Source organism: Kineococcus lubricus (genome assembly GCF_050871965.1).
Classification (GTDB): Bacteria; Actinomycetota; Actinomycetes; order Actinomycetales; family Kineococcaceae; genus Kineococcus.
Genome location: NZ_JBJLSK010000040.1, coordinates 18746 through 34565, shown reverse-complemented (window position 1 = coordinate 34565; position 15820 = coordinate 18746). Strand labels below are relative to the sequence as shown.

General features: G+C 72.5%; 20 protein-coding genes. 11 read left to right on the top strand and 9 right to left on the bottom strand.

Annotated features, from left to right (window positions below):
- Positions 1-205 precede the first annotated feature (205 nt).
- Genes ACRYRX_RS20485 through ACRYRX_RS20475 form a run of 3 tightly spaced genes read right to left on the bottom strand, consistent with a single transcriptional unit; the run spans position 206 to position 2452 of the window.
- Positions 206-913: an SDR family NAD(P)-dependent oxidoreductase gene (locus ACRYRX_RS20485; protein WP_432514950.1), complete on the bottom strand. Its 708-nt coding sequence runs from the start codon at positions 911-913 to the stop codon at positions 206-208.
- Positions 906-2204 (bottom strand): AMP-binding protein, encoded by a 1299-nt coding sequence (locus tag ACRYRX_RS20480; protein ID WP_432514949.1) that lies wholly within the window; start codon positions 2202-2204, stop codon positions 906-908. Before ACRYRX_RS20480 ends, ACRYRX_RS20485 begins: the two co-directional genes overlap by 8 nt.
- Entirely contained in the window at positions 2201-2452 is a 252-nt protein-coding gene (locus ACRYRX_RS20475; protein ID WP_432514948.1) for an acyl carrier protein, read from the bottom strand. Before ACRYRX_RS20475 ends, ACRYRX_RS20480 begins: the two co-directional genes overlap by 4 nt.
- A 106-nt stretch (positions 2453-2558) precedes the next feature.
- On the opposite strand from ACRYRX_RS20475, the gene ACRYRX_RS20470 reads away from it, so the two are divergent.
- Positions 2559-3620 (top strand): hypothetical protein, encoded by a 1062-nt coding sequence (locus tag ACRYRX_RS20470; RefSeq protein ID WP_432514947.1) that lies wholly within the window; start codon positions 2559-2561, stop codon positions 3618-3620.
- A gap of 11 nt (positions 3621-3631) precedes the next feature.
- Positions 3632-4576, top strand: coding sequence for a polysaccharide deacetylase family protein (locus ACRYRX_RS20465; RefSeq protein ID WP_432514946.1), 945 nt, complete (start codon positions 3632-3634; stop codon positions 4574-4576).
- A gap of 21 nt (positions 4577-4597) precedes the next feature.
- Here ACRYRX_RS20465 and ACRYRX_RS20460 read toward each other — a convergent pair whose 3' ends face one another.
- Complete coding sequence (locus ACRYRX_RS20460; RefSeq protein WP_432514945.1) at positions 4598-5494, bottom strand: sigma-70 family RNA polymerase sigma factor; 897 nt, start codon at positions 5492-5494, stop codon at positions 4598-4600.
- Positions 5495-5737: 243 nt separating this feature from the next.
- Between ACRYRX_RS20460 and ACRYRX_RS20455 the strand changes: the two genes are divergently transcribed.
- From ACRYRX_RS20455 to ACRYRX_RS20415, 9 genes are all read left to right on the top strand, one after another.
- Positions 5738-6085, top strand: a complete 348-nt coding sequence (locus tag ACRYRX_RS20455; protein WP_432514944.1) for a hypothetical protein — start codon at positions 5738-5740, stop codon at positions 6083-6085.
- 105 nt (positions 6086-6190) lie between these two features.
- Positions 6191-6682 carry a flagellar export chaperone FlgN gene (gene flgN, locus ACRYRX_RS20450; protein ID WP_432514943.1) on the top strand — a complete coding sequence of 164 codons (492 nt, stop codon included), beginning with the start codon at positions 6191-6193 and terminating at the stop codon, positions 6680-6682.
- Positions 6683-6696: 14 nt separating this feature from the next.
- Positions 6697-8094 (top strand): flagellar hook-associated protein FlgK, encoded by a 1398-nt coding sequence (gene flgK / locus ACRYRX_RS20445; RefSeq protein ID WP_432514942.1) that lies wholly within the window; start codon positions 6697-6699, stop codon positions 8092-8094.
- A gap of 27 nt (positions 8095-8121) precedes the next feature.
- Positions 8122-9012 (top strand): flagellar hook-associated protein FlgL, encoded by an 891-nt coding sequence (gene flgL / locus ACRYRX_RS20440; RefSeq protein ID WP_432514941.1) that lies wholly within the window; start codon positions 8122-8124, stop codon positions 9010-9012.
- A 70-nt stretch (positions 9013-9082) separates the two neighbouring features.
- Positions 9083-9469, top strand: a complete 387-nt coding sequence (locus ACRYRX_RS20435; protein ID WP_432514940.1) for a flagellar assembly protein FliW — start codon at positions 9083-9085, stop codon at positions 9467-9469.
- A gap of 174 nt (positions 9470-9643) precedes the next feature.
- Positions 9644-10051 carry a flagellar assembly protein FliW gene (locus ACRYRX_RS20430; RefSeq protein ID WP_432514939.1) on the top strand — a complete coding sequence of 136 codons (408 nt, stop codon included), beginning with the start codon at positions 9644-9646 and terminating at the stop codon, positions 10049-10051.
- Positions 10052-10122: 71 nt separating this feature from the next.
- A complete protein-coding gene (locus ACRYRX_RS20425) occupies positions 10123-10638 on the top strand; it encodes a YbhB/YbcL family Raf kinase inhibitor-like protein (protein WP_432514938.1) in 516 nt (171 codons plus the stop codon).
- Positions 10635-11171, top strand: coding sequence for a YbaK/EbsC family protein (locus ACRYRX_RS20420; protein ID WP_432514937.1), 537 nt, complete (start codon positions 10635-10637; stop codon positions 11169-11171). Before ACRYRX_RS20425 ends, ACRYRX_RS20420 begins: the two co-directional genes overlap by 4 nt.
- Positions 11168-11548 carry an SRPBCC family protein gene (locus ACRYRX_RS20415; RefSeq protein ID WP_432514936.1) on the top strand — a complete coding sequence of 127 codons (381 nt, stop codon included), beginning with the start codon at positions 11168-11170 and terminating at the stop codon, positions 11546-11548. Before ACRYRX_RS20420 ends, ACRYRX_RS20415 begins: the two co-directional genes overlap by 4 nt.
- Here ACRYRX_RS20415 and ACRYRX_RS20410 read toward each other — a convergent pair.
- From ACRYRX_RS20410 to ACRYRX_RS20390, 5 genes are all read right to left on the bottom strand, one after another.
- Entirely contained in the window at positions 11507-12466 is a 960-nt protein-coding gene (locus ACRYRX_RS20410; RefSeq protein ID WP_432514935.1) for an NAD(P)H-dependent glycerol-3-phosphate dehydrogenase, read from the bottom strand. The two genes, ACRYRX_RS20415 and ACRYRX_RS20410, sit on opposite strands and share 42 nt — an antisense overlap.
- 10 nt (positions 12467-12476) lie before the next feature.
- Positions 12477-13295 carry a TrmH family RNA methyltransferase gene (locus ACRYRX_RS20405; RefSeq protein ID WP_432514934.1) on the bottom strand — a complete coding sequence of 273 codons (819 nt, stop codon included), beginning with the start codon at positions 13293-13295 and terminating at the stop codon, positions 12477-12479.
- 9 nt (positions 13296-13304) lie between these two features.
- Positions 13305-13730, bottom strand: a complete 426-nt coding sequence (locus ACRYRX_RS20400) for a type II toxin-antitoxin system VapC family toxin (protein ID WP_432514933.1) — start codon at positions 13728-13730, stop codon at positions 13305-13307.
- On the bottom strand, positions 13727-13954 hold the full coding sequence (locus ACRYRX_RS20395; RefSeq protein ID WP_432514932.1) for a FitA-like ribbon-helix-helix domain-containing protein: 228 nt from the start codon (positions 13952-13954) through the stop codon (positions 13727-13729). The genes ACRYRX_RS20400 and ACRYRX_RS20395 overlap by 4 nt, the downstream gene beginning before the upstream one ends.
- 90 nt (positions 13955-14044) lie before the next feature.
- Positions 14045-15646: a putative bifunctional diguanylate cyclase/phosphodiesterase gene (locus ACRYRX_RS20390; RefSeq protein ID WP_432514931.1), complete on the bottom strand. Its 1602-nt coding sequence runs from the start codon at positions 15644-15646 to the stop codon at positions 14045-14047.
- Positions 15647-15820 lie beyond the last annotated feature (174 nt).

The window sequence follows — 15820 nt, the reverse complement described above, 5'->3', positions numbered from 1 at the left end:
GTCCCGGCACGGAGCGTGTTCCCGGTGGTGCATCCGGGGGACACGTCCTCGCCGCGACGGTCCGGCGACGATCCTGGTGGTCAGCGGCCGCCGCGGGGTGAACCCCTGGAACGGCTCGCACCCGGGAGCGGGACGCCGTCGATCGACCCCGCGAACGCCCCGACGCTGCCCGGCACCTGGACCGGTGGACCGCCGACAGGGCTCGTCAAGCAGTGGCGCCACCGTCCACGGTGAGGACCGTCCCCGTCACCCGGCGAGCGGCGTCGCTCAGCAGGTAGGCCACCGCACCGGCGACGTCCTCCGGCTCGGCCAGCCCCAGCGGGCTGCGGCGCGAGATCGTCGCGAGGTGCTGCTCGCCCAGCGCTTCGGTCATCCCCGTGCGGACGAAGCCCGGGGCGACCACGTTGACGGTCACTCCGGCACGGCCGAACTCGCGCGAGGCGGCGCGCGAGAAGCCCTCGACCCCGGCCTTGGTCGCGGAGTAGGCGCTCAACCCCGAGTAGCCGGTCCGCCCCACGATCGACCCGATGGTGACGATGCGACCGCGTCGTCGGCGGAGCATGGCCCGGCCAAAGTGCTTGGTGAGGACCATGGGCGCGGTCAGGTTCAGTGCGATGACCTTCTCGATGTCTCGCACGTGCTGCGTGGCTAGGAGCCCTTCGGCTCCCCAACCGGAGTTGTTGACCAGCGCGTAGGGGTCGCCGAACTCCTCCCGCACCCGACGGCACAGGTCCGGCAGGTCGTCGGTGCGCGACAGGTCCACAGGTACGTGGGCGATCTGGGCCGCCCCCTCCTGGTCCGGGGGGGCGGACCTGCTCAGCGACACCACGGCGTACCCGGCCGCTCCGAGCGTTCGGGCCACGCTCAGGCCGATGCCCCGGGACGCCCCCGTCACCACCACGACGTCAGTCACGTCGAGCCACCTTGCCAGACGCGTCGAGCGGCAACTCGTCGACCAGGAGGACCTTGCCGGGCACCATCGCAGCCGGCAGGGACGCCCGGCACCGCCGCCGGACCTCGGCGGCGAGCGAAGACCGGTCGGCGCCGGGAGCCGGGACGACCTCCGCCACCACGATCTGGCCGAGGACGGAGCTGGCGCGACCGCGGACGCGCGCGTGGGCCACCTCCGGCAGCGAGTCCAGGAACTCCTCGACGCGTTCGGGGTGGAACGTGGTCCCTCCCACGTTGAGGGCACCGCTGGAACGTCCCAGGAAGTGGAAGCGCCCGCCCCGCAGCTCCACGTCGTCACCGGTGTCCACGAAACCCCTGTCGTCGACGAACCGGACGCCCGAACCGGCGTACGCCGGTTCCACCAGGGCGTTCGCGACGTGCAACCGGCTCCCGCGCACCTCCAGGGCGATCCCCCGGGGAGGGTCGGTGAGGAAGCCCTCGGGGAACCCGGCCCGGCCGTCGTGCACCGCGAACGCCGCGCCCGCCTCGGTGGAGGCGTACACGTGCGACACGCGCGCGCCGGGGAAGCGCGCGGCGACGGCGGCGAGCGTGCGGTCGTCGGCGATCTCCCCGCCGAGGGTGGCCTGCCGCAGTGGCAGCTCGGCGGCACCGGGGACCATGAGGAGCCGCCGCCACAGGGACGGGGTCGCCGAGAGGTGGTCGCAGCGGTTCCGGGTCAGGAAGCCGACGCGGTCCTCCAGCCTCGCGTGCGCGGGGACGAGCACCGTCCCCCCACCGGCGACCGCGGCCAGGACGACCTGCGTGCCGGCGAACCGGTGCCAGTCGTAGAGGAGTCCCCAGCGCGCGCCCGGCAGCCGGGCGGTCGCCCGGGTGAGGGAGGCGGAGGTGTGCGTCACGAGCTTGGGCGACCCCGAGGTGCCCGAGGTGGCGAAGACCCAGCGGGTCCGGACCGCCCCGGTCGCACGCGGGGCGGCCGCGGGCGCGCCGACCGCGTCGTCGGGCACCGCGCGGGCTCCGGGCAGCAGCGCCGGGGACCCCGACGCCCCCGCCAGCAGCACGCGTCCGGCGCGCCCCTCGAGACCGGCCATGGCCAGCAGGGCGCGGCGGGTCGAAGCGGTCGTCAGGGCGGCGTCCGCCCCGTGCCAGCCGTCGTCGAGGGCGAGCACGGGGTGGTCGCACGCCGCGAGCAGCTCGCCGACCGTGAGGTCGGGTTCGCCCTCGGCCACCACCAGCACGTCGCCGGTCCCGCGCTGGCCGAGCCCGGCGAACACGCTGTCGGTGGCAACGCTCATCGGGCGGCTGCGGCCTTCTCGTAGAAGTCGACGAACTCCCGCACCGTCTGCGGGTAGTAGGGGGTGTCGGCCTCGCTGAAGGGGTCGAAGCCGAGGCGGTCCTCGAGCTCGGTGACGACGACGGCGAAACCGAGGCTGTCGAGGCCGCTCTCGAGCAGGACGGTGTCGTCGGTGAGCTCGGGCAGGTCAGGGCCGTCGGCGAACTCCGCCCGGGTGCTCCGCAGGACCTCGAGCACTGTCTCGCGCACCGCGAACCTCCTTCATGAACAGGTGGTACTACTTGGAGCACCGAGAGTAGTCGTTCGGCACCCACCGTTCAGCCGGACCCAACAGCGGAGGCCAGGAGGCGATCACGTGACCCTCGCGAGCGGCGGGACGCCCGTGATCAGGCGCGCCGAGCGGTCCGACACCGAGCAGGTGCTGACCTTCCTGGACCGGCACTGGCGCCGGGACCACGTCTTCGCCCGCAGGCCGGCGCTCTTCGCCTGGCAGCACCTCGAGGGCGAGCACCTGAACGTCGTGCTGGCGCAGGACGGTGAGGAGGTCGTCGGCCTGCTGGGCTACCTCCCGGTGGACCACTTCGACCCGGCCCTGGCCGGCTCCGGACCGGCCGTCGCCCTCGCCGTCTGGAAGGTCGTCGAGGAGCGCGGCGGTCCCGGCCTGGGACTGCAACTGCTGAACCACCTCCGCCGGGTCCTGCGACCGCGACTGGTCTTCGCCGTCGGCCTCAGCGAGACGGTGATCCCCCTGTACCGGGCGCTGCGCTGGACCGTCGGCGTGATGGACCACCACGTCCTGCCCAACCCCGCGGCGCGGGACCGGGTGATCGCCCCGGGACTGGCCGGCCTGCGACCGGCCCGTGCCACCGACGACGGAGGGCGGCTGCTGGGGCGCTGGGGCAGGGCCGACGCGCTGCCGGCCGGGCTCGAGGCCGTGACCCGGTGCACCGAGCCGGTGAAGTCGGTCCGGTACCTGACCGAGCGCTACCTGCGGCACCCCGAGTACGACTACGAGGTCGTCGCGGTCGGGACACCGGGACGGACCCCCACGCTCCTGGTCCTGCGCCGCGTCTCCGTCGGCACCGCCGCCGCCCTCCGGGTCGTCGACGTCGTCGGGCCCACGGACGGCCTGTCCGTCAGCGGCCGCGCCCTGCTGGACCTGCTGGAGGACTCCGGCGCCGAGTACCTCGACGTCCAGCACCACGGGCTGGCCCACGACCACCTGGCCGCGGCAGGGTTCACCGATCGACGGGCCGTGCCGGGGCTGGTGGTCCCCGGGTACTTCGAGCCGTTCGAGGCGCGGAACGTCGACCTTGACTTCGCCCACCGGCGCTACGCGGCACCGGACGGGGCCGACCACAGCATCCCGTTGCGTTTGCTGCGGGGGGACACCGACCAGGACCGCCCCAACCTCTGAGGAGCAGCGACGTGCAGCAGTCCACGTCCCACGACGTCACCGTCGTGATGTACCACTACGTCCGTCCGCTGCAGCGGACGCGGTACCCCGGGATCAAGGGCCGCACGGTGGACGAGTTCCGCGGTCAGCTGGAACACCTGCGCCGCACCTACCGGGTCATCGGTGTCGAGGAACTGACCGCGGCCTTCGAGGACCGGCGACCCTTCGACCACCCCACCGCGGTCCTGACCTTCGACGACGGGTTCGTGGACCACTTCACGCACGTCGCGCCCCTGCTGGTGGACCTCGGCCTGCCAGGAGCCTTCTACCCGCCGGCGGCCCCCGTGCTCGACCGTCGCCTGCTCGACGTGCACCGCCTGCACTTCGTGCTCGCCAGCTGCCACGACGCCCCCTCCCTGGCGCGCGAGCTCGACGATCTCGTCCGCCGACACGCGCCGGCGGTGGACCTCGAGGAGATGCGCGCCTCGTTGGCGACGCCTTCACGGTTCGATCCGGCCGAGGTCGTCTACGTCAAGCGGATGCTCCAGGTCGCCCTGCCCCGGCCAACGCGCTCGGTCCTGCTGGGCGAGCTGTTCACGAGCTGGGTCGGTGTCGACGAGGAGGTCTTCGCCGAGGAGCTGTACCTCAGCAGCGACCAGCTGCGGATGATGCGCGGCGCCGGGCTGCACGTCGGCGCGCACGGTGACCAGCACCACTGGTTCGGGTCGCTGACTGGGCAGGAGCAGCGACAGGAACTCGAGCGATCGGTGGCGCTGCTGCAGCACATCGGGGTGGACATCTCGTCAGGGTGGTCCTTGTGCTACCCGTACGGGGACCGGGACGAGTCGACCGTGCGCACGGCGGCGGAACTCGGTTGCACCCTGGCGATGACGACCGAAGTCCGCGGTGCACGCCCGGACGTCGATGCAGCCCTGGAGGTGCCGCGGTTCGACACGAACGACCTCCCCTTCAGCTGATGGGCTCCCCGAACGGGGGCCTCACGCCGTGCGCGCCGCCGGTGCCGCGTACGACCCGAAGCTGCTCAGCGCCAGCCGCGCCCGGAAGTCGCTCTGCGTCCCGACCGCGGCGTAGTACGCCTCCTTGCGCTTGACCGCGGCGCCGGTGCCGGCGGTGCGGGCGACCATCTCCGGCGACAGGTGGGTGTTCATGCCGTCGCGCAGGAGCACGAGGGCCTCGGCGCGCATCTGGGAGATCCGGGACTCGGAGACGCCGAGCTCCTCGGCGAGCTCGGCCATGGGGCGCTCGTGCATGAAGTAGCCCTCGACGACGACGCGCAGCCGCTCGGGCAGGCAGGCGATGGCCGAGCGCAGGTAGCCCAGGCGCTCGCGGTGCAGGAGCTCCTGCTCGGGGCCGGGGGTGTGGGTGGGCAGGTGGTCGTCGAGGGAGGCGCCCTCGGCGGTGAAGCCCTGCATGGACAGGACCATGGAGCGCTGGGCCTCGTCGCGGGTCTCGGCGAGCTCCTTCTCGGAGACCCCCAGGCAGGCGGCGAGCTCGGCGCTGGTGGGGGTGCGGCCGAGCTGGGCGGTGAGCTGGTCCTCGCTCTGGGACAGCTTGCGCTGGCGGCTGCGGACGCCGCGCGAGGCCCAGTCCTGGCCGCGCAGGTCGTCGATGATCGCGCCGCGGATGCGGGTGTTGGCGTAGCGGTTGAAGGGGACGCCGGTGTTCGGGTCGTACGCCTTGGACGCCTGGAACAGTGCCATCAGCCCGGCGGAGGTGAGGTCGTCGCGGCTCACGTGGGACGGCAGTCGGCCGATGAACTCGCTGGTGATGTAGCCGACGAGCGGCAGGTGCTTCTCGACGAGCGCACTGCGCTCGGCTGCGCTGAGCTCGACCATGGGGAGCTCCCGGGTGGCGATGGCGGCGTCTGCGGTCACACACCCCTTCTCGGCACGCTCCCCCTCGTGACTTGAGCGCCGAACGGGTGACTCCTCACGCTCGTGCGCTGCTCCGAACGGGGGCCGTCCGGCTGACGCAGCGTCCCGGCGGCCCCGGTCCGGGTGACACCCCGCTCGCACGGAGCAACGCGGTTCAGCCCGGGGCTTCCCCCGGCCGACAGTTGACTGGTGCGTGCCGGGCGGCTGCCGCGGCACGTGGGGTTCGTGAGGCAGGAGGTAGCAGTGAAACCGCTGTGGCAGGTCGTGCGCGACCTGGAGTTCGCCTACAAGAAGGGCCGGCTGACGCCGACCTTCCTGGACTACTACGCCGAGCAGAACGGTGAGCGCATCAGCGCGCTGTACGCGCTGTGCGCGAAGAACTTCCTCGACGTCGAGCACGAGATCGGGCGCAACGACCACATCGCCACCGAACGGTCCCGCGGGGTGGACCAGCGCGCGGTCGAGCAGGCGCTGGAGGCCGAGGCCCGCGTCCTGCACCAGGAGCTGCGCCAGGCCCGCGACGACGGCCGCCCGTACTACCTGCGCAAGCCGACGAAGAACGCGCAGTTCATCAAGAAGGCGGGGAGCTGACCGGAGCGTCGCCGGGTTCGGGCCCGCGGGGCCTCAGCTCGTGGTAGCCGCCGCCGATGGACGGGACGAGCACATCGAGCCGACGGTCGACGGGGAAGGACACGCATGGGACTCGCCGAGGTCTCCGGCATCCTCTGGAAGGAGCGGGAGCTGCTGGAGCTGCTCCTGTTCAAGCTCGAGGAGGAGCAGCTCGTGCTGGCCAGCGGCCGCACCCGCTGGCTGGCGCACGCGACCCGCGAGGTCGAGTTCGTCATGGAGCAGATCCGGACCACCGAGCTCCTGCGCGCCACCGAGGTGGACGCCGTGGCGGCCGAGCTGGACCTGGAACCGGGCCCCAGCCTGAACGCCGTCGCTGGCGCCGCTCCCGAGCCGTGGGGTGAGATCTTCCGTGGTCACCGCGACGCCTTCCTCACCCTGACCGCGGAGATCCAGGACCTGGCCGACGCCAATCGAGACCTCCTCAACGCCGGCTCCCGCGCGCTGCGCGAGACGCTCCTGGGCTTGGACAAGCCCCTCGACACCTACACCGCCCGGGGGAAGAACACGGCCGCGTCGGCCGGTGGATCCCGCGCCCACTTCGTCGACGAAGCCCTCTGAAAGGACCCTGGACGATGAGCACCTTCTCCGGCATCAACACCGCTCGCCGCGCCCTCTCGGCTGCCCAGCTGGGCATGGAGACCACCGGCCAGAACATCGCGAACGTCAACACCGACGGCTACTCCCGCCAGCGCGTGGACCAGTCCGCGAGCGCCCTGGACCAGACCGGCCGCTTCACGCAGAAGTACGTGCCCGGCGATGGCGTCACCGTCACCGGCCTGACGCGGGTCACCGACGCGCTGGCCACGGCGACGGCCCGCCAGGACTCGGCCGCGGCCAAGGAGCAGGCGACCGCCAGCACCGTGTGGTCCGCCGTCGAGAACGCCATCGGCGACACCGGCGCCACCGGGCTGAGCCAGAACTTGGCAGACCTCTCCTCGGCGTGGAACGACCTGGCCTCGAAGTCCGGCAGCACCGGCCTGGAAGGCGCGCAGTCGCTCGTGCTCACCCGCAGCCAGACGGTCGCGACGCAGCTCGTCGGGATGAACACCCAGCTGGAGTCGCAGTACCAGCAGCTCGGCGCGCAAGCGCAGACCCTGACGACGCAGGCCAACACGATCGCGAAGAACGTCGCCGGACTGAACACCTCGATCCGCGCGACCCTGGCCGGCGGGGGCTCAGCCAACGAGCTGATGGACCAGCGCGACCAGCTGCTCAGCCAGCTGTCCGACATCACCGGCGCTCGGGTGGTCAACCGCGACAACGGCACGGTCGATGTCCTGGTCGGCAACGCGGCCATCGTGACCGGCGACTTCTCCTACGACCTGAAGCTGACGACGGTTCAGAGCGTCACCAGCAACACGGTGGTGCCGGCGGGTTCGGAGAAGATCGGCAACCAGCTCGTCGCCTCCATCGGAGGCCAGGACGCGGGCCCGGTGACGGGGTCGTTGAAGGCCACTCTGGACGGGGCCAACAAAACCCTGGTGGAGCAGCAGAAGGGTCTTGACGACTTCGCCACGAAGCTCGCCTCGAGCGTCAACACGGCCTACGGCAAGGAGCTCTTCGGCAGCGTCGCCAGCGGGTGGACCGTGGGTGCTCCCGTCAAGGCGTCTCAGCTGACGGTGACGGAGACGACCGCTGACTTCCGGGACAGCACGGGCACGGGCACCGGCACCGGTTCGGCGGACCGCGCCTACGCCAAGGCGGTCTCGTCGGCGTTCGGTGACGTCAAGTCGACGTGGCAGACCAACGTCACCAAGCTCGCCGCCTCGACCCAGTCGGTGTCGAACCGTGCGGAACTGGCCTCGCAGGTCTCGTTGAAGTCCGCGGCCGTCGCCGACGGCGTCTCGGGCGTCAACCTGGATGAAGAGATGACCAACCTGGTCGCCTACCAGCACGCGTACTCGGCTGCCGCCAGGGTCCTCACGACCATGGACGAGGCGCTCGACACGCTCCTCAACATGGTCCGCTGACAGCACTGATCGACGGGAGACACCCTCATGCTCGGACGCATCACCCAGCGCAGCATCGCGGCGACAGCGCTGACCAACCTGCAGAACAACCAGGCCCGCAGCGCCAAGCTGCAGGAGCAGATCACCAGCGGCACCTCGCTGTCGAAGGGGTCGGACGACTCCGTCCGTGCCGCCGCGGCCTTGCGCCTGAACGACCAGATCGCGGTCAACACGGAGAACTCCCGCAACTTGCAGGAGGCCCGCGGGTGGATGACCACCCAGGAGCCTGCGCTGCAGAGCACCAGCGATGCGCTGAAGTTCATCCGGGGTCTGGTCGTGCAGGCCGGCAACGGGTCCCTCGACGCCAACGGCCTGAAGGCGATCGCCGCTCAGATCGACGAGGCCAAGGGCACGATCCTCGGCGACGCCAACACCCAGTACCAGGGACGCGCGGTGTTCGCGGGCACCTCGGCGACGACAGTCGCCTACGCGACCTCCGCGCCCTACACGTCGGGTGACGACGGCCAGTCGGTGGAGCGCCTCATCTCCCCGGGCGTCACGATGACCGTCAACGTCTCCGGCAAGGACGTGTACGGAGACGGGACGGCCAACGTCTTCCGGGAGCTGGACGACATCGTCACCAGCCTGAAGGCGGGCGACGCCACCGCGGCGACGGCCTCGCTCTCGAAGATCGACGCGCGGATCAACGTGACGAGCAACGCGATGGCTCTCATCGGGGCGAAGACCAACCAGCTGGACCACGCCGAGGACGTCAACACCAACCAGCTGCAGTACCTGCAGGGTCAGCTGGACGACGTGCAGGGCGTCGACCCCATGAAGGCGTACCTGGAGTACACCCAGCAGAGCGTCGCCTACCAGGCGGCGCTGCAGGTGACGGCGAAGACGGTGCAGTCCTCCCTCCTGGACTTCCTGCGCTGACGCCCGGCCCGCCCCAACCGTTCAACCCATCCCACCCGGAGTTCCTGGAGTGACCCTCATGTCCGACGCCGTGACTGCTCCCGTGATCGAGTTCGTGACGCCCCTCATGGGCCTCGCCGGGCAGACGTCGTTCCACCTCGTGCCCCTGGACGAGGACGGGACGCTGTGGTCGCTCCGGGATGTCGCGGGGTCCGGGGTGCGTCTGGTCGTCGTGGCCCCTCTGAGGTTCTTCCCGGGGTACTCCCCCGAGATCGACGACGACACGGTCCTGGCGCTCGACCTGCGGGACGCCACTGAGGCCGCCGTCCTGAACGTGGTCAACATCGGTGACGACCCGACGAACGCCACCGTCAACCTGCTGGCGCCTATCGTGATCAACCACCGGACGCTGCAGGCCGCGCAGGCAGTCCTCGTCGGTTCGGACCTGCCGCTGCGGGCGCCGCTGCTCACCGCCTGACCGCTTCTCCGCGAACGCCCCGCCGGTGACCGGCGGGGCGTTCGCGCGTGGTGCGAGATGACGAAGTGACGCGACGGATGGCTGATTGTTCGCTACTGTCTGTAGTGGTCGAGCACCAGGACGGACCCGGGGAACGAAGACCCCGGCGACCTGCAGATGAAGGGATCGAACACCGTGAGCATCGCTTCCGACACCACCCCCAAGATCGAGTTCGTCACGCCCCTAGCAGGCCTGACGGAGCACAAGAGCTTCGAACTCGACGCTCTCGACGATGACGGCATCTTCTTCACGATGAGGTCCACCTCGGATCCTGACCTGCGTCTCGTGCTGGCTGATCCGATGCCGTTCTACCCCGACTACACCCCCGTCATCGACGGAGGGACCGCCGAGGCGATCCAGCTGTCGAACGAGAACGAGGGCGCTGTCCTCGCTGTCGTGAACATGGCGCAGGGCATGGAGAAGGCGACCATGAACCTGCTGGCTCCCATCGTGGTCAACCCGAAAGCGCACCGCGCCGCGCAGGCCGTGTTGTACGGAGACGACCACCCGCTGGACGCGCCCTTGACCCCGCACAAGGACTGATCCGGTCCTCGGTCCGTGATACCGGGTCGGCCCACCGGGCCGGCCCGGTCCCCGTTCGTTAGGTTCGTCCCATGAACCTCGAACGTCCCCCGGCCCCCGAGCCCTACTCCCTGCTGCCCACCGTCCCGTCCTTCGCCCTGCACTCCACCGACGTGACGTCGGGCGAGCCGATGGCCGAGCAGCACGCGAGCGGGAACGTCTCCCCCCAGCTGTCCTGGGACGGGTTCCCCGAGGGCACCAAGAGCTTCCTGGTCAACTGCTTCGACCCCGACGCCCCGACCCCGGCCGGGTTCTGGCACTGGACGGTCGTGGACGTCCCGGTGTCGGTGACGAGCCTGCCGACCGGTGCCGGTTCGCAGCCGGCCCCGCAGGGCGCGACGGTGCTGCGCAACGACCTGGGCACCGCCGACTTCACCGGTGCCGCCCCGCCGCCCGGGGACCACCCGCACCGGTACGTCTTCGCCGTCCACGCCCTCGACGTCGAGAGCCTGGGCCTGCCCGCGGACGCCACCCCCACGGTCGCGGCGTTCACCTCGCTGGGGCACGTCCTGGCCCGGGCCACGCTGAGCCCCGTCTACTCGCGGTGAACCCGCAGGTCGCGGCGGGGAACCTGGAGCTGCACCCCGCGGCCGAGCACCCGGACCTGCTGCCCGCCCGCGTCCGCGCGGCGCTGCCCGACGGCGCGTGGGTCGCCGCGATCGACCCGGACCTGGCCGACACCCAGGCGCTCGTCGAGGCCACCGGCGCCCCGCTGCACGCCTCGGCGAACTGCGTCCTGGTCGCCGGCCGGCGCGACGGGCAGGAGCGCGTCGCGGCGTGCGTGGTGCTCGCCGACTCCCGCGCCGACGTCAACGGCGCGGTGCGCCGGGCGCTGGGGGTGCGCAAGGCCTCGTTCCTGCCGGTGGAGCGGGCGGTGGCCGAGTCGGGCATGGAGTTCGGCGCCATCACCCCCGTGGGGCTGCCCGCGCCGTGGCGGCTGCTGGTCGACACCCGGGTCGCGCAGGCGGACTGGGTCCTCGCCGGGTCGGGGTTCCGGCGCTCCAAGCTCGTGGTGCGCGGCGCCGACGTGGCGGCCCTGCCGGGCGCGGAGGTCCTCGACCTGGCCGTCCCGGCGCCGTGATCGTCCGGGGCCCGCGGCCGGCCGCGCAGGTGTGGGCCGACTACGCCGTCATCGGCCGCTGGCCGTCGTGGGCCCCGCACCTGACCGGGGTCGACGCCGACCGCGAGCGCCTGGCCGTGGGCGTGCGGGGCCACGTCCGTTGCGGTCCGGTGCGGTTGCCGTTCACCGTCACCGCCGTGGACGAGGACGCGATGACGTGGACGTGGCGGGTGGCGGGGGTGGAGCTGCGGCACGCGGTCCGCGCCGTGCCGGGTGGTTCGCTCACGACCTTCGAGGTCCCGCCGCTGCTGGTGCCGTACCTGCCGGTGGCGCGGGTCGCGTTGCGGCGCCTGGTCTCAGGCCGCCGACAGCAGCCGGGACACCGCATCGACCGGTGAGGTGCGGCCCTGCAGGACGGCCACGACGTCGCGCACGAACGGCAGGTCGGGGTCGCGGCGCAGCAGCGCCGGGGCGGTGGCGACGCCTTCGGCGGTGCCGCCGGCGCGGGCCACGGCGGCCTCCAGCGGCAGCCGCTCCCCCAGCGCCACCCCGACGCGGTGGTTGCGCGAGAGCGTGGAGGTGCTGGTCGCGACCAGGTCCCCGGCGCCGGCCAGCCCGAGGAACGTCTGCGTCCGCGCCCCGAGCCGGGCGCCGAGCGCGGCCATCTCGCTCAGGCCGAGGGTGAGGACGGCGGCGCGGGCGTTCGCGCCGAGCCCGGCGCCCTCGACCATCCCGACGGCGAGCGCGACGACGTTCTTGAACGCACCGGCGACGTCGACGCCGATGACGTCGGTGACGGCGTGGGCGTGGAAGGCCGGGGTGGAGAACGCGTCGCAGACGCGCTGGGCGACGGTGGGGTCGGTGCCGGCGACGACGGTCGCGGCGGGTTGCCCGCGGGCGATCTCGGCGGCCAGGTTCGGGCCGGACAGCGCCAGCACGTGCTCGTGGGGCAGGACGTCACCGGCGATCTCGGTCCCGAACTCCCCGGTGGCGGCCTCGACGCCCTTGGCGAGGTTCACGACGGGCACCGGGGGCAGCAGGGGACCCCACTCCACGAGCCGGGACCGCAACTGCTGCAACGGGACCGCGAGCACGACGAGCGAGGCGCCGTCCACGACGGCGCGCACGTCCGAGCCGGCCGCGACGTGCGCGGGCAGCCGCACTCCGGGCAGGTAGGCGGAGTTCAGGCCCGTCGCGCGGATCTCCCGGGCGAGCTCGTCGCGCCGGCACCACAACCCGACGCTGGAGGCGTTGACGGCGAGGACGCCGGCGACGGCTGTTCCCCACGCTCCGGAACCGAGGACCGCGACGTGCACGGCGGCCACGTTACGCCCGCCGGGTCTCCCACAGCGCCACGGCACCGGCGGCGGCGACGTTGAGGCTGTCGACGCGGGGGTCCATCGGGATGCGCACGACGACGTCGGCGGCGGACAGCGCCGTGCGGCTCAGACCGTCGCCCTCGGTGCCCAGCAGGAACGCCAGCCGGTCGGGCACCGGGAAGTCCCCCAGGGCCACGGAGTCGTCCGACAGGGCCAGCGCCGCGACGGTGAACCCCGCGGCGCGCAGCAGGTCCAGGTCGGCGGGCCAGGACGTGGCCCGCGCCCACGGCAGGTGCAGGACGGTGCCCATGGAGACCCGCACGCTGCGCCGGTACAGCGGGTCGGCGCAGCGGGGGCTGACGACGAACCCGTCGACGCCGAACGCGGCGACCGACCGCACGATCGCGCCGACGTTGGTGGCGTCGGCGATGTCCTCGAGCACCACCAGGCGGGCCGGGCCGGCGGGCAGCGCCGCCAGCAGGTCCTCGACGGTGCGGGGCGCGGGCCGGGCGAAGGAGCCCAGCGCCCCGCGGTGCAGGTCGACGCCGGTGAGGGCCTCGACGACCTGCGGCGGCGCGACGAACGCGGGGACGTCGGCGGGCAGGACGTCGGCGAGCTCGCCGTAGCGGTGCGCCGAGACGAGGAAGGAGCGCGGGGCGTAGCCCTGCTCCAGCGCGCGGCGGATGACCTCGGCGCTCTCGGCGAGGAAAAGCCCCTCGGCCGGTTCGCGGCGGGTCCGCAGCTGCACGTCCCGCAAGTGGGTGTAGTCGCGCAGGTGACCCGCGTGCTGCGGGTCGGTGAGGTCGTCGAGGTCGATCCGGGGCACCCGCGGACGTTACCCGACCGGGCCGGGCCCCCACGGGTCGAGGCAGGCGACCCCGAGCGGCTCGAAGTGCTTCGTGTTCCGGGTCACCACCGTCATGCCGTGGGCCTGCGCCACCGCGGCGATCAGGGCGTCGTCGAGGGGCGCGTGCTCGGGGACGCGGTACCCGGCCAGGACCCGGGCGGCCGGCAGGTCGAACGGGAGGACCCGGCCGTCGAACGCGGGCAGGACGTGCCGCGCGAACCAGCGGCGCAGGACCTCCCCCTGCGCCGCGTGGGACCGTTCCTTCGCCACGACACCCCGCTCGATCTCGGCGACGGTGGTGGCGGCGACGTGCTGATCGCCCAGGGCGACCGAACGGGACCAGTCCTCGACCGCGGGGTTGCGCCCGCGGACGCGCAGGGCGGAGACGACGTTCGTGTCCAGCACGTACTTCACAGCTCGGGCGTCCGCGGGACGAGGCGCAGCCGTTCCGCCTCGAACTCGACGTCGGCACCCTCGTCCACGCTGAGCACGTCCACGAGGGTGGCCGGTTCGTGCGCGATGCTCCGGGCCAGGATCTCGCGGACCTCCGCCTCCAGGGACCGGCCGTGCCGCTGGGCCTGCGCCTTGAGCGCCCCCTTGGTCCCCGTGGGCAGGTTGCGGACCACGATCTGTTCCACGGTGACCACGCCCCCCCGCCGCTTTGATATCAAGGCGACGATATCATCCAGGGCTCGGGTCGTCACCCCTGAGCCGCCGCGACCCCTCGCTCAGCGCACGACGACGGGCCGGGGCCGCTGCTCCAGGACCGGGCTCTCCAGGGCGGGCAGGTCGATGACGTCGCGCACGTCGGGGCTGGGGCGGCCCAGCAGGAAACCCTGCGCGGAGTCGCACCCCAGGCGCTTGAGCGCAGCGAGCTGGTCGGAGGACTCCACGCCCTCGGCCACGACGCCGACGCCCATGTTCTTGGCCATGCCGATGATCCCGGCCACGACGGCCTCGTCCTGGCGGTGCCGGCCCAGGCCGGCGATGAAGTGCCGGTCCACCTTGACGTGGTCGATCGGCATGGTCTGCAGGTGCGCCAGCGAGGACACCCCGGCGCCGAAGTCGTCGACGGCGACCCGCACGCCCATCATCCGCAGGGCGTGCAGCGTGGAGAACCCGGCGTTGGCGTCGGCGACGAGCAGTTCCTCGCTGACCTCCACGAGCAGCGCGTTCCCGGCCGGGCCGGTGGGCTGGGTGGCCGCGACGGCATCCAGGAGCTCGGCGTTGGCCAGCTGCCGGCGCGAGACGTTCACCGCGATGGTCAGGTGGCAGTCCTCGATGGTGGCGTACCAGTGCTCCAGCGTCCGCCAGGCCTGGTCGATGACCCACTTGCCGATGTCGACGATGAGGCCGCTGCGCTCGGCCAGGGGCACGAAGTCGGCGGGCTGCAGCAGGCCCCGGCGCGGGTGCTGCCAGCGCAGCAGGGCCTCCACGCCCTGCACGTGGCCGTCGCGCAGGTCGATGATCGGCTGGTAGTGCAGCCGCAGCTGCCCCTCGGCGAGCGCGAGGGCGAGGTCGTCCTCGGTCTGCAGCCGGTCGACGGCCTGGGCCTGCATGCGCTCGTCGAACAGTTCCGAGCGGGCCTTGCCGCTCTCCTTGGCGCGGTAGAGCGCGGCGTCGGCGCGGCGCAGCAGCTTGGAGGCGTCGGCCTCGTCGTGGGCCAGGGCGATCCCGACGCTGGGGGTGATGTTCAGCTTCTTGCCCTCGCCGAACTCGATGGGCCGGTCGGCGATGGAGTTCACGACGCGCTCGGCGATGCGGGAGGCGTTCAGCTCGTCGGTCAGGTCCTCGCACAGCACCGCGAACTCGTCCCCGCCGAAGCGGGCGACGGTGTCCTCGGGGCGGACCGCGGCGCGCAGGCGGTGGGACACCTCGACGAGGACGACGTCGCCGACGGCGTGGCCGTGGGTGTCGTTGACGGTCTTGAACCCGTCGAGGTCGAGGTACAGCACCGCGCACGCCTTGGAGCTGCGGCGGGCCAGGGCGTGCTGGAGGCGGTCGGTGAACAGCTGCCGGTTGCCGAGGTCGGTGAGGGGGTCGTGCAGGGCCTGGCGCAGGGCGGCGTCGAGGGCGTCCTGGCGGTGGCGTCCCTCCATGTCGAGCCGGTCGGCCGACTGCAGGGCCAGCAGCAGCAGGAGCGCGGCGGAGAAGACCCCGCCGACCAGGGCGGCGACCAGCACGTCCAGGGTGGGCCCGCCGGAGTAGGCGACCTGCCAGAGGGCGACGACGCCGACGACCACGAACGGGGAGAACACCGCCCACGGCGCGACGCGCGTGCGCACGTCGTCTCCTGCCTGGTGCCGGGCCGACCAGGGCCAGCGGCTCATGCCGGGCTCCTCCCCTAGATAACTGCTCATGGTCACGGCTCAACCACGTTCTGTCTACTTCACCCGTCCGGGCGCGTCCTGCCGGGACACGCCGCCGGGCCCGGACCTCACTCGATCGGCGGAGTCGGGAGGGGTCGGCGCTCCCGCGGGGCGCGGCGCCGCCCGGACCGACGG

Excerpts from the sequence above, each read along its gene's own strand:
- ACRYRX_RS20480 (WP_432514949.1), bottom strand. The coding sequence starts at position 2,204 with ATGAGCGTTGCCACCGACAGCGTGTTCGCCGGGCTCGGCCAGCGCGGG.
- flgN (WP_432514943.1), top strand. The coding sequence starts at position 6,191 with ATGGGACTCGCCGAGGTCTCCGGCATCCTCTGGAAGGAGCGGGAGCTG.
- flgK (WP_432514942.1), top strand. The coding sequence starts at position 6,697 with ATGAGCACCTTCTCCGGCATCAACACCGCTCGCCGCGCCCTCTCGGCT.
- flgL (WP_432514941.1), top strand. The coding sequence starts at position 8,122 with ATGCTCGGACGCATCACCCAGCGCAGCATCGCGGCGACAGCGCTGACC.
- ACRYRX_RS20425 (WP_432514938.1), top strand. The coding sequence starts at position 10,123 with ATGAACCTCGAACGTCCCCCGGCCCCCGAGCCCTACTCCCTGCTGCCC.
- ACRYRX_RS20390 (WP_432514931.1), bottom strand. The coding sequence starts at position 15,646 with ATGAGCCGCTGGCCCTGGTCGGCCCGGCACCAGGCAGGAGACGACGTG.